The sequence below is a fragment of the Acidimicrobiales bacterium genome (assembly GCA_041394245.1).
Classification (GTDB): Bacteria; Actinomycetota; Acidimicrobiia; order Acidimicrobiales; family Aldehydirespiratoraceae; genus JAJRXC01.
Genome location: JAWKIR010000002.1, coordinates 1,489,808 through 1,502,103, shown reverse-complemented (window position 1 = coordinate 1,502,103; position 12,296 = coordinate 1,489,808). Strand labels below are relative to the sequence as shown.

The 12,296-nt window shown below is 65.1% G+C and carries 12 protein-coding genes; 10 read left to right on the top strand and 2 right to left on the bottom strand.

What is annotated here, in order from left to right; translation table 11 throughout:
* The 3 genes from R2707_07590 (at nucleotide 1) to R2707_07580 (ending at nucleotide 3,406) form a co-directional block, all read left to right on the top strand.
* Nucleotides 1-1,578, top strand: coding sequence for an NAD(P)/FAD-dependent oxidoreductase (locus tag R2707_07590; protein ID MEZ5244942.1), 1,578 nt, complete (start codon nucleotides 1-3; stop codon nucleotides 1,576-1,578).
* 359 nt (nucleotides 1,579-1,937) lie between these two features.
* A complete protein-coding gene (locus tag R2707_07585) occupies nucleotides 1,938-2,774 on the top strand; it encodes a class III extradiol ring-cleavage dioxygenase (protein ID MEZ5244941.1) in 837 nt (278 codons plus the stop codon).
* The gene (locus R2707_07580; GenBank protein ID MEZ5244940.1) at nucleotides 2,771-3,406 is read left to right on the top strand and encodes a hypothetical protein; all 636 of its coding nucleotides are present in this window, start codon (nucleotides 2,771-2,773) and stop codon (nucleotides 3,404-3,406) included. The genes R2707_07585 and R2707_07580 overlap by 4 nt, the downstream gene beginning before the upstream one ends.
* 327 nt (nucleotides 3,407-3,733) lie before the next feature.
* Here R2707_07580 and R2707_07575 read toward each other — a convergent pair whose 3' ends face one another.
* Together R2707_07575 and R2707_07570 are read right to left on the bottom strand one after the other, a co-directional pair.
* Nucleotides 3,734-5,284 carry an MFS transporter gene (locus R2707_07575; GenBank protein ID MEZ5244939.1) on the bottom strand — a complete coding sequence of 517 codons (1,551 nt, stop codon included), beginning with the start codon at nucleotides 5,282-5,284 and terminating at the stop codon, nucleotides 3,734-3,736.
* A gap of 42 nt (nucleotides 5,285-5,326) precedes the next feature.
* Nucleotides 5,327-5,815 carry a universal stress protein gene (locus tag R2707_07570; protein ID MEZ5244938.1) on the bottom strand — a complete coding sequence of 163 codons (489 nt, stop codon included), beginning with the start codon at nucleotides 5,813-5,815 and terminating at the stop codon, nucleotides 5,327-5,329.
* A 104-nt stretch (nucleotides 5,816-5,919) separates the two neighbouring features.
* Here R2707_07570 and R2707_07565 point away from each other — a divergent pair, with 104 nt between their 5' ends.
* From R2707_07565 to R2707_07535, 7 genes are all read left to right on the top strand, one after another.
* Nucleotides 5,920-6,522, top strand: coding sequence for a TetR/AcrR family transcriptional regulator (locus R2707_07565; protein MEZ5244937.1), 603 nt, complete (start codon nucleotides 5,920-5,922; stop codon nucleotides 6,520-6,522).
* Between the two features lie 299 nt (nucleotides 6,523-6,821).
* Nucleotides 6,822-7,226 carry a hypothetical protein gene (locus R2707_07560; protein MEZ5244936.1) on the top strand — a complete coding sequence of 135 codons (405 nt, stop codon included), beginning with the start codon at nucleotides 6,822-6,824 and terminating at the stop codon, nucleotides 7,224-7,226.
* Nucleotides 7,227-7,669: 443 nt separating this feature from the next.
* Complete coding sequence (locus R2707_07555) at nucleotides 7,670-8,521, top strand: cytochrome P450 (GenBank protein MEZ5244935.1); 852 nt, start codon at nucleotides 7,670-7,672, stop codon at nucleotides 8,519-8,521.
* Nucleotides 8,522-8,613: 92 nt separating this feature from the next.
* Nucleotides 8,614-9,693 carry a hypothetical protein gene (locus tag R2707_07550; protein ID MEZ5244934.1) on the top strand — a complete coding sequence of 360 codons (1,080 nt, stop codon included), beginning with the start codon at nucleotides 8,614-8,616 and terminating at the stop codon, nucleotides 9,691-9,693.
* Nucleotides 9,690-10,124 (top strand): OB-fold domain-containing protein, encoded by a 435-nt coding sequence (locus R2707_07545; GenBank protein MEZ5244933.1) that lies wholly within the window; start codon nucleotides 9,690-9,692, stop codon nucleotides 10,122-10,124. The genes R2707_07550 and R2707_07545 overlap by 4 nt, the downstream gene beginning before the upstream one ends.
* Nucleotides 10,121-11,698: an MDR family MFS transporter gene (locus R2707_07540; GenBank protein ID MEZ5244932.1), complete on the top strand. Its 1,578-nt coding sequence runs from the start codon at nucleotides 10,121-10,123 to the stop codon at nucleotides 11,696-11,698. Before R2707_07545 ends, R2707_07540 begins: the two co-directional genes overlap by 4 nt.
* The gene (locus R2707_07535; GenBank protein MEZ5244931.1) at nucleotides 11,698-12,291 is read left to right on the top strand and encodes a TetR/AcrR family transcriptional regulator; all 594 of its coding nucleotides are present in this window, start codon (nucleotides 11,698-11,700) and stop codon (nucleotides 12,289-12,291) included. Before R2707_07540 ends, R2707_07535 begins: the two co-directional genes overlap by 1 nt.
* Nucleotides 12,292-12,296: the final 5 nt, after the last annotated feature.

The following is a 12,296-nucleotide window of genomic DNA, read 5'->3' as shown; positions in this document are numbered from 1 at the left end:
GTGGTCGTCGGCGCCGGCTTTGCGGGCCTGTACCAGTTGCATCGCCTGCGCACATTGGGGTTCTCGACGGTGTTGCTCGAAGCCGGCTCCGGGCTCGGTGGAATCTGGCACTGGAACTGCTACCCCGGCGCCCGGGTCGACTCGCATGTGCCCGTCTACGAGTTCTCCGACGAAGAGCTGTGGAAGGACTGGTACTGGGACGAGCGATTCCCGGACTGGACAGCGCTTCGTCGGTACTTCCAGTACGTCGACGACAAGTGGGATCTGAGCCGCGACATCCGCTTCGACACCCGGCTCGACACGGCCACGTGGGACGAGGCGGCATCCTGCTGGAACCTCACCACACGGAACGGGCAGTCCCTTCGAACCCGGTTCCTGGTGCTCTGCACCGGCTTCGCGTCAAAGGCCTACATCCCCGACCTGCCCGGACTGGACGATTACGAGGGCCAATGCCACCACACGGCGCACTGGCCCCAAGAAGGTCTCGACATGACGGGACTGCGCGTCGGTGTCATCGGCACGGGCGCCAGCGGTGTCCAAGTGATCCAGGAAGCGGCGAAGATCGCCGCGACGGTCACCGTGTTCCAGCGGACACCCATCCTTGCGCTCGCCATGCAACAACGCCGCCTCACCCGCACCGAACAGGACGAGGCGAAGGTTGGATACGCGAATGTCTTCCGCACACGTACCGAGACGTTCGCGGGTTTCGACATCATCCGACGCGAGGAGTCAGCGCTCGAGCTCTCCGATGACGAGCGTCGCGCTGGTTTCGAACAGATGTGGCAGGCCGGAGGCTTCAACTTCTGGGCCGGCAACTTCGCGGACGTGATGACCGAGGAGGCCGCCAATCGCACCGCCTACGACTTCTGGCGGGACAAGGTCCGCGCCCGCGTGCACGACCCGGCGGTCGCTGAGCTGCTCGCCCCGACCGAGCCGCCCCACCCGTTCGGCGTCAAGCGACCTTCACTCGAACAGACCTATTACGACGCGTTCAACCAGCCGAACGTGACCCTGGTGGACCTCAAGGCCTCGCCCATCGAGCGCATCACGACGACCGGCGTTCGGACGAGATCCGGCGACTTCGACGTCGACTTGCTCGTCATGGCCACCGGGTTCGACGCGGTCACGGGTGGTCTCACCAGCATCGACATCCGGGGGAGTTCCGACGTCACCTTGAAGGACTACTGGGCTCGCGGGGTTCGTAGCCACCTCGGCCTCGCCAGCGCGGGCTTCCCGAATCTGATCTATCTCTACGGGCCGCAGAGCCCATCAGGTTTCTGCAACGGGCCGACCTGCGCAGAAGTACAGGGCAGCTGGGTCGTGCAGCTGCTCGACGACCTGAGGCGCCAGGGTGTCACTCGGATCGAAGCAACGCCTCAGGCGGAGGACTCGTGGCGCGACCTGGTGCGCACGATCGGGGACATGACTTTGTTCGACAGAGCCGATTCCTGGTACGTCGGTGCCAATATCCCCGGCAAGCCTCGCGAGCTGTTGAATTTCCCCGGCGGGGTCCCGTTCTACGCGGACTCGTGCCGAGGATGCGCGGCAGACGGGTACAGCGGGTTCGAACTGGCTTGATGATGCGGCACGCAGGTCGGAGGGAGAACCGGCACCACCCTGTCGAGACCGGCGATGAATCGTTCCAGCAGGTCGGCGAGCCGGTCGGCGTGGCGGAGGAACAGGTTGCGGGCTGCCCGGGTGGTCCATGCACCGGTCGGGTTGGCGGTGACGTCCTCGAGGTCGAGCCCACGGTCCGCCTCCGTGAACCTCGGCCGGGGGAGGAGCTCGATTCGCACCTCGACATGTCGACGTCGGCGTTCGTGCGGCTGGTGTACGGCCGTTTGAGCCCGGGCCGCACGCCCGACTCGGTGGTCGCGTCGGAACCAGCAGTACTCGATCGCCTTCGTCAGATCTTCCCCGGCTTCTAAGGAGACGTCATGAACGGCCCGGCCATCATCGAACCGCCCGAGCTTCCTTCGGTGTTCATCCCGCACGGCGGTGGTCCATGCTTCTTCATGGACTGGACCATGGGTCCCCCCGACACCTGGGATCGCCTGGCCCAGTTCCTCAGATCGTTTTCCGACAGGCTGGGCGTGCGACCCGACAACATCGTCGTGGTCTCGGGCCACCACGAGGGCGAGGTCGTCGAGGTCAGCACCGCCGAGGCGCCGCGGATGCTGTTCGACTACTACGGATTCCCGACGCACACCTACGAGCTCAGCTACCCGGCCCCAGGTTCACCCGCGCTCGGTCGACGGATCGGCGAACTGCTCGCCGACGCCGGGATCGCCCATCGATTCGACGACGAGCGAGGTTTCGACCACGGCGTCTTCGTGCCGCTGTTGCTGATGTACCCCGACGCAGACATTCCCGTCGTGCAGGTCTCGCTGCGCTCCGACCTCGACGCCGGCTTCCACCTCGACCTCGGCAACGCACTCGCACCGTTGCGGCGCGAGGGAACGCTGATCCTCGGCAGCGGGCTCAGCTATCACAACATGGCGTCATTCATGACCCTGCAGGCGGCGGACAGCTCATCTGTCTTCGATTCGTGGCTCACCTCTGCTTGCGAGGCTCCCCCGCAGCAGCGCCGGCAACTCTTGGCCGATTGGGACAGGGCCCCAGCGGCTCGTCTCGCTCACCCGCGTGAGGAACACCTTCTGCCGCTCATGGTCATCGCAGGAGCAGCCGGCGATGACGTCGGTCGACACGTGTTTGTCGATCAGGCGATGGGCGCCACCATCTCTGCATACGCGTTCGGCCAGTTCAGCGTATGAGCGGCGAGTTCACGTTTCGGCTCGATGGGCGCGGCGACTGCGAACGTCTGTTGGTCCTGCTTCACGGATTCGGCGCGACTCAGCACGACATCGCGTCGATCTCGTCACGGGTCGATCCTGACGGCCGGTTCTTCGTGTTGTGTCCTCGTGGACCGATCGACACCCCGGGCGGCGGTGCCAGCTGGTATGACTTCGACGACACATGGCGGCCTGATCCCGCGTCATTCGCCACCGCGCTGAGCGGCCTCGACCGCCTCGTCGAGTCGGTCTGCTCCCGTCTCCATATCGAGCGAAGTCACGTCGTCGTCGGGGGCTTCTCCCAGGGTGCCGGTCTCGCTGCATGGCTCGCATACGCGACACCGGACTCATCGAGACCAGCGGGATTCTGGTGTTGCGGCACCATCGTCGACGTCGACGGCACCCCGCTCGATCTCTCGACCGCCAAGGGCACCAAGGCGCTCGTTCTCGCCGGCCGCCAAGACCACAACGTGCCACTCGAACGAAGCCGAACCCAGGCCCGAAACCTCGAACACGCCGGCGCCGAGGTCAACATGGGCGAGCACGACGGCGGGCACGGCCTGAGCAATGCCATGCTCGACGACATGAGGCACTGGCTCGCCGCGTTCAACTAACTCATGGATCTGTGCCTCCAAGGCGGACCCCTTGCGAACGGGCGAGCGCTGTGATGAGGCGCGAGATGATGCGAGACAAAGCTGCCCCCGATAATCAGAATCCCCTGAGGGGTGCCGCTCGGCAACCGTAGAGCCAGGCCCCGGGTATTCAACAGGCCGGACGGAGCGGATTCGAGCGACCGGCCACGGCCGCGAGCAGGTGTCCCGTTCGGGCGCGTGGGGCGCGAAGAATCCCGGTAGGGGACACCAGGCCCCGCTGGAATCGATGGTCGGGGGTGCTCATCTGATCGCCGGAGCGGAGTCGCTCTGGCGTGGGGGAGCCGCTTGTCAGGTCCGGCGTGGTGCCCGTGCATCATCACGGCGACGTCTCGGAGCGGCCGTGTAGATCGCTGCGGTGACGGCGATTGCGGCGGCGGCCAGGAGCGCGGGTTTGAACCCGTCGACGAAGGCCTGTTGGGCGGCTTGAGCGAGTTCGTCGCCGTCGGGCCCGAGTTGGGCTGCGGCGGCGAGTGCGCCACCGATTCCCTCTTGGACTCGTGTGGCCAACTCTGGTGGGAGCGTGACTGCGGTGTCGCTGATGTTGCTTCGGTATTGGGCGTTGAGTATCGCACCGATGAGGGCGATGCCGACCGCGCCGCCGAGTTCTCTGACGGTGTCGTTGAGCGCGGAGGCAACGCCCTGCTTGTCCGCGGGTAGCGAACTGGTGATCGCGGTCGTGGACGGGCTCATTGTGAGCCCGACGCCGGTGCCGAGGACGAGGAGGCCCGGGAGTACCGAGAGGTAGCCGTCGTCGGTGTTGGCGAGGAAGGCGATGAGCGTCAGTCCAGTTGCGAGGAGGAGCATCCCGGTCACGAGGGTTCGTTCGTAGCCGAGTCGTGCGGCGATTGTCGGGGCTACGACCGAGAGCGGCATCATCACGAGGGCCATCGGGAGGAGTGCAACTGCAGCCGTGAGCGCGGTGTAGCCGAACCCGGCCTGGAGGAGCTGGATGAGGACAAGGAACAAGGCGAACATGACGGCGAAGGTTGCGAACAGGTTGATCGAGCCCGCGGCCAAGGCCCGGTTCTTGAAGAGTCGTACGTCGAGAAGCGGGTGTTCGCGCCGAAGTTCAACCACAACGAACGCGATTGTCGCGGCGACTCCCATTGCGAGAGCCGTGAGGGTGAGGACGTTGGTCCAACCCCGCTCGGGTCCCTCCTGAATACCGAGCACCACACCACCTACCGCGACGACGGAGAGAATAGAACCGGACCAGTCGAAACGGGCTTGCTGTGATTCGCGCGACCTTGGGACGTTCGGGAGCGTCAGGCCGAGGGATGCCAGCGCCAGGCCCAGCGGGACCGTGAATACCCACGGCCACGTGGCGTTGTCGATGATCGCGGCGGATGCGAACAGCCCGAGCATGCCACCGGTTCCCGCGAACCCCGCCCAGATCCCGATCGCCCGGGCCCGTTCGGCCGGTGGGAAGCTCGTCGTGATGATCGAGAGCGTGACCGGCATGACCATCGCGGCGCCGATGCCGGCGACAATGCGCAGCGCGATGAGGGACTCGACGTTGGGCGCCAGAGCGGAAGCGCCGTTCGCGACGGCGAAAACGACCAGCCCGGCCATCAGCACGATCTTTCGACCGATGCGATCACCGATCGCGCCGACCGGCATGAGGAGAGCGGCGAGAACGAGCGTGTAGCCGTTGACAACCCACAACAATTCGCCCTGGCTGGCCGTAAGGTCAGCGGAGAGGGCCTGAAGGGCAACATTCAGGCCGGAGACCGAGGCGACGACGGCCACGAGCGCCGAGCAGGTTGCCGCGAGAATCAGAATTCTTTGTCGCGGGTCGTCGACCACAGTGGGTGCGGCGCCGGCGGTTGCTTGGGTCATGGGAGGATCTGTCTTTCGTCGTCGGAGGGGCGGTCGTCGGCGTCAGGCTTCTCGGCGAGGCGGTATCGCGACGAGGATTGACCGGCGGCTGTGGTGGACGGTGCCGGTGGCGACCGAGCCGAGGAGCGCGTCATGCAACGTGCCATGACTTCGGTGGCCGACGATGACGAGGTCGGCATCGACCTCGTCGGCCTCGGCCAGAATCTCGTGACCGACATGGCCCCGACGCGATGTGGTCGACCAAGTGCCCGCATAGGACCTCAGTCGCGTCGCTGCCTCGGCCTCGAGGGCGTCCATGATTTCCGCCTGCGCCTTCTCGTACTCTCCTGCGGCCATGGGGCTGAAGGCGAGGGCGCTGAGCTGCGGATGCACATGGACGACTCGTATTTCGGCTCTGTGTCCGGCGCCGATCTCGGCCGCGAGGTCCAGCGCATACAGCGATTCAGATGAGAGGTCCACTCCCACGACGAGGGTAGCCAAGCGGGGCGACTCAGCCTCAGTCGTGGTGACGCTGTCGTGCGGTTCGTCCATCTCGGCTCCCTGTTCGGTCGTTGCCGAGGATAGGCTACACTTTGTCCGAAACAGGACATCTGGTCCTCTATTCGGCAATCTGTCCGATTTCGTGAGGTGCACACATGGTGGATGCGGTTGGCACTGATCCTCGGGTTGTAAGGACGCACACGACAGTTCTGTCGGCAGCCCGCGAGTTGCTGCTCACCAAAGGCTGGGATCAGGTAACCGTGGCGAACGTCGCCGACCGCAGTGGCTACGCCCGGTCGACGCTCTACCGCCACTGGCCGAATCGCCTCGACCTTCTCCGGGACGCGATATCGGAACAGGCCCGCCTGACCCACACCGTCCCGTCGGGGATCACTCGGCAGGATCTCATCGCTGAACTCCAGGCATTCGTGACGGCGATCACGACAACCGGTCTGGGCCACATGGTGGCCGCGATGGCGCACATGGCTCGAGACGACCGGGAGTGGGCAGACCTGAACGAAGCAGTCCATGGAGAAGGCACCAGGGTGTTGCGGGCCATATTGGCTGCGGTCCGTGACGATCGGACTGTGGCCTCACGTCTGAGCGTCGACGATGCGGTCGCCATGTTGGTTGGTCCCATCGTCCACCGATTCCTTTTCTCGGGCGGGACCCCGGACACTCGCTTTGTGGTCGCGCTGGTTGACTCTTTGCTGGTCGAACCTGCGAGCGAAGCGCGAGGCCGCGACCCGAGTCCTTGACGTCACGGTGTTCGACGGCTCTCGCCGGATCGTCCGACCGCCCGGCCTGCTCGCCTCGGAGTCGATCTCAGGAAGCCCGGACAAGTCTCGCGGCAAGGGTCGCTGCGAGATTCGGCGTGACCGGTGTTTCTCCGAAACATGAACGGTCGACGAGTTCGTGCCGCGTAATCGACGTCTCAGCGCCGGCCACGTCCGGGGAGAGACCGGATCCGGTTGCCCCGCCGTATCTGGAGTAGTATATTGGAAGCGTGTTCCAATCACGTGTGCCGAACGCGACGTGAGACTTGGAGGTCTCGGTGATGCTGAAGCTTCTCGTGGTGGCAACAGATGATCTTGATCAGGAAGCGCTGGGGCGGCGTATCGATGGTTACGTCCACAGCGATCCGCCGGTTGATGTGTATGTCGTCGCCGCGGGCGACCACGCGGATGATCTTCTTGAGGAGACGATCACGCGAGTGGAGTTGCTCGACGCGAGCGTGGCCGGGGAGATCGGAGCGGTCGACTTGACGGTGGCGGTGGATGCTGCGCTGTCTCGTTTTGCTGCGCACAGGGTTCTTGTGTCGGCATCGCCCTCTCGTGTCGCGCAGTGGCTGCATCGTGACGTACCTCACCGGCTCCAGCGCCGAACAAAGGCGATTGTGGAGAGCATCGCGGTGCCCGTCGGTGGGGGTCTCGGCTCCGGTGATGGCCGGCCGGGTTCATAGATGCGGACCGGGGACCCTCGATTGAAGGAGTTGGAACGCGTGCGAGGACTCTGTCGATGAGCATTCAGGCAGCACTTGATCCGCCGGATCTGTTTTCCGGTTCGGTGATCGCCGATCCGTATCCGTCCTATGCGGCGTTCCGTCGGGCAGGGGTCGTGTACGACGAACGCAACGACATGTGGGTCGTTGCGCGCCATCGGGACGTCCTCGAGGCTCTTCATCATCCGTCGCTGTATTCGTCGGCGCACGGCTACGAGGCGTTCATGTCGGGCCGGGTCGGCCCTGCCGCCAGCGAGGGTCGGGCCCAGGCGATCGGGCTCGATCGGGTCTTCGGGTCGCGGGTTCTGATCGCCAGCGATCCTCCGGACCACACCCTTCTGCGCCGAGTCGTGTCACGGCCGTTCACAAAGAAGTCGATCGCAGCTTGGGAGCCACGGGCCAAGGTGCTCGCGGATGAGCTGGTGCGTGGTCTCGCCGGCAACGCGGCGGCTGGCGACGCGGATCTTGTGCGCGACCTTGCAGTGCCGTTGCCGGTGCGGCTGATCGCGGAGGTACTCGGCATCCCGGTCGACCGTATGGCCGACTTTCGGCGCTGGTCCGATGCGCTGGTCGGCTCGCTTGCCGCGCAGATCGATGTCGAGGCGGTAAGCGGTGACCTCGCGGAGATGTCGGAGTTCTTCTGGAACGTGACCGAGCAACGGCGTCGTGACCCAAGCGACGATCTGATCAGCGCGATCGCTCAGGCGACTCCCGACGGGGAGGAGCTGTCCACGATCGAGGTGGTGATGTTCTGCATTCTTCTGCTTGTTGCCGGCAACGAGACCACGACGAACCTGCTGGGCAATCTGCAACATTCCTTCTGGGCTCACCCCGAGCAGCTCGACCTGCTTCGGCGCCGGCCGGATCTCACCGCGGCAGCGGTCGAAGAGGGTCTGCGCCACGGCGCTCCAGTCCAGGGCCTCTTTCGCCAAACGACAGCGGCGTGCGAGCTCGGTGGGGTTCGGCTTCCGACGTCCGCGAACGTGTTCGTCCTTTTCGCCGCCGCGAACCGCGACGAAACAGTGTTCGCGGATCCTGACGTTTTTCGAGTCGAACGCGACACCGCAGACCATCTTGCCCTCGGACACGGGATTCATTACTGCCTCGGCGCTCAGCTCGCCCGGCTGGAAACTCGCGCCGCGCTCGACGCGCTCCTGGCCCAGGGGCTCGAACTTCAACCGGCCGGTCCTGCGGTACCGACTCGTAACCCGATTCTCCGCGGCTTCGAGTCGATTCCGGTCGCTCTTTCGCCCTGATGACGGCCACGCGAAGCCTGGCTTCACAGGCGGCTGTTGTCGGTATTGGGCGGACCGCGTACTCGCGCGAGTCGGGCCGTACGACGCTGGGCATGGCCGCTGAAGCATGCCGAGCCGCGATCGCCGACGCCGGACTCCAACCGGGCGACATCGATGGCATCGCCGATTTCCAAGCCGGCGATTCCCATCTCGGTGTCGCGGTTGCGCAAGCGGTCGGCGTCGACCAGCTGAGCTTCTGCCTGGATATCTTCGGCGGAGGAAATCAGGCCTGCGCGGTCGTCACCAACGCGGCCGCCGCGGTGCAGACCGGCCAGGCGAAGACCGTGCTCGTCTACCGATCGCTCAACGGCAGATCGGGGAAGCGCTTCGGAGTGGCGACCGGCGACAACACCCCGATGGCGGTTCCCGGAGAGGGTCAGTTCTCCGCCCCGCAGGGCTACATGACGCCTCCGCAGTGGATGGCGATGTGGGCTCGACGACACCAGCACATCCACGGCAGCAGCTGTGAGGATCTCGGGCAGGTCGCGATCACTCAACGTCGTCACGCGCACGACAACCCTCATGCGATCAACCGCGACCTGATTTCGATGGATGACTATCTCGCGACGCGTTGGGTACACGAGCCGCTGCGTCTCCTCGACTGCACGATGGAGGTCGATGGAGCTGTCGCAATCGTGATCACGACGCTCGATCGTGCTCGGGACCTTCCCCATCCTCCGGTTCGAATGCATGCTGCGGCCGAAAGCCATGGGCAGGGCGGATCCTGGGACCAATGGGCCGACCCGAGCGTCATGTTCTCGCATTTTGCCGCGCCCACTCTTTGGGAGCGAGCCGGAATGGGACCCGCCGACATCGATGTGGCATGCATCTACGACTGCTTCACCTACACCGTGATGGCGGTGATGGAGGACTTCGGGTTCTGCGACAAGGGTGAGGTCGGCGACTTCTTCGCCGGCGGTCGAGCGACCTACGGAGGCGACGTCGTCGTCAACCCGCACGGGGGTCTGCTTTCGGAGGGCTACATCCACGGAATGAATCACCACTACGAGGCCGTTCTCCAGCTCCGCCGAGCGGCCGGTAGTCGACAGGTTCCCGACGCCACGAACGCCCTCGTCACCGCCGGCGCGGGACCGTACGGCGGCGCGATCATCTATACCGGCGAACTCGGATGAACGATTCGATTCCCCTGCAGCCGATGGTGGACGTCGACAGTTCCGGCTTCTGGAGCGCCCTCGACGGTGGCCACCTTGCGATGCAGCACTGTTCTGCGTGTGGCCGCTTTCAGCATCCTCCGGGCGAGGCCTGCAACCAATGCGCCGGCGCGCTCGAATTCCAGCCGGTTATCGGAACCGGAGAAGTGTTCAGCTTCATCGTTGTGCGACACCCGACCGTGCCCGGCTACCTCGAAGATCTTCCCTACGCAGTGGCATTGGTCGATCTCGATGACCAACCCGGGCTCCGTCTCCCCGCGCGCCTCGTCGACATCGACCCTGCCGACATCGCGATCGGAATGTCGGTGCAGGTCAAGATTGTCCCACTGGCCGGTGGTGACTATCGGGTACCCGTCTTCGCTCCCGCGACCGCAGGGGATTCCTCGTCATGACCGCCGCCCCCGGAACGGTCGACGGACCGAAGCGAGCCGTGGACCGCGCAGTATTGGTCGCGTTCAGTGGGCTGATGGCCGGCATGTTTCTGGCGTCGGTGGATTCGACGATTGTGGCGACGGCGTTGCCGACCATCGTGGGCGATCTCGGCAACGTCGATCAGCTCTCGTGGGTTGTGTTGTCCTACCTGTTGGCGACCACGGTCGGGACCACCTTGTACGGAAGAATCAGCGATCATGTCGGTCGGCGGCGCACGTTCCAAGCCGCGATCGTGCTGTTCCTCATAGGGTCGGTCCTGTCGGGCTTGTCCCAGTCGATGGTGCAGCTGATCGTGTTTCGGGGTGTGCAGGGGCTCGGCGGCGGTGGTCTGATGTCGATGCCGTTCGTGATCATCGGTGATCTCGTGTCGCCGCGGGAGCGGGGCCGCTACATGGGGTATTTCACCGCAGTGTTCGCGGTCGCCGGTGTGATGGGGCCCTTGCTGGGCGGGTTCTTCGTCGACCACGCCTCGTGGCGTTGGATCTTCTACGTGAATGTCCCGATTGGGGCAGCGGCGCTCGTTCTCACCGACCGAGTGCTTCGCTACGACGTCGAGGATCAGGACGCCCACCTCGACGTCGTGGGCGCGGCGTTGCTGATCGTCTCTGTGAGTTCTCTGGTGTTGGTGTCGGCGTGGGGTGGCGATCGGTACGCGTGGACGTCGCCGACCGTCGTCGGCATGCTCGTTGGTGGGGTCCTCTTTGCCGGTTTCTTCGTCGCGCACTGTCGGCGAGTCCCAGCCCCGTTGTTGCCGTTGCGTCTTCTTGCCCAGAGCCCCGTCGCCGTCAGCGCCGTGGTCGCCCTGCTCGTCGGAGCGGTGATGTATGGCGGGCTTGTGTTCCTCCCGCTGTTCCTGCAAGGCGTCGCAGGAGTCTCCGCGACGAACTCGGGCCTCCTACTCGCGCCGCTGATGGTAGGCGTGACCGCAGCGTCCATCGTCTCCGGCCGGGCGATGGCACGAACCGGGCTCTACAAGCGGTACCTCATCGTTGGCGCATTGGCGGTGGTCGCGGTGGTCGCGGTGCTGAGTCGGCTCGACGCGTCCACCTCGGGGTGGCAGGTCGGCGCGCTCATGGCGATGCTCGGGGCCGGGATGGGCACGGTGATGCCTGTCACGTCGATGGCCAGCCAAAACGCAGTCGAATTTCGCGATCTTGGAGTGACCACGTCGTTGGTCTCGTTCTCCCGGTCGTTCGGCGCTTCCATCGGCGTGGCCGTTTTCGGTTCGATCCTCGCGTCCCGGCTCGGACCTCGACTCGACAGCATCGCGGCGGGCGGTCTGCCTTCCGGTCTCAGCGCTCGACGACTCGCCAACAGCCCCGATCAGATCGAAGCTCTCGCTCCCGCGTTGCGTGACGATGTGCGGGTGGCCCTCGCGGACACGATCGGCGAGGTGTTCTTGGCCGCGCTCCCGGTTGCGCTGCTGGTTCTGCTCGTCTCGTTGCTGCTCGAGGAGCGACCGCTGCGGACCGCTGCATTCGTCGATCGCGGGCATAGCCCCAGCAAACTGGCCGCCGATCAAGAGGTGATGTGATGCGAACGATCTCCGATGAGATGCGTAAGAAGATGCGAAAGGCCGCGACGATCTTCGCCGAGCGAGGCTTCGACGGCACCACGGTCGAGGCGCTGAGTGAAGTCACCGGTGTCCCGAGTTCGACGCTGTATTACAACTTCGAGGGAAAGGAGGAGATCCTCGCCTTCCTCTTGGAGGATTGGCTCGATCGCACATCGGCCGCCGCAGCTGATGCGGTCGCGACGCGTCGCAGCGCCAATGAGCGCCTGGCGGACCTGGTCGAGACTCAGCTGAGGGCAATGGCGAACGACCCCGCGACATGCCAGGTACTACTGGCCGAATTCGGCCGGATCGACCGGCTTCCGCGGATCGCGGAGGCAGTGCAATCAGCCTTTCATCGGCCACTCGCCAAGCTGCTCGCGATCGGTGTCGCCGACGGAACCATCAGGCAGATCGACGTCGAGACGACCACATCGGCCGTGTACGGCGCAGTCATCATCAGTGGTCTCCACCACATCATCGCGTCGCAGGGCACGGCACCGGCGTTCGATGCGACCACGGTCGCATCGACGGTGATGGACCTGATTCTTCACGGGCTCGAGCCCACGAAGTGAGCCGG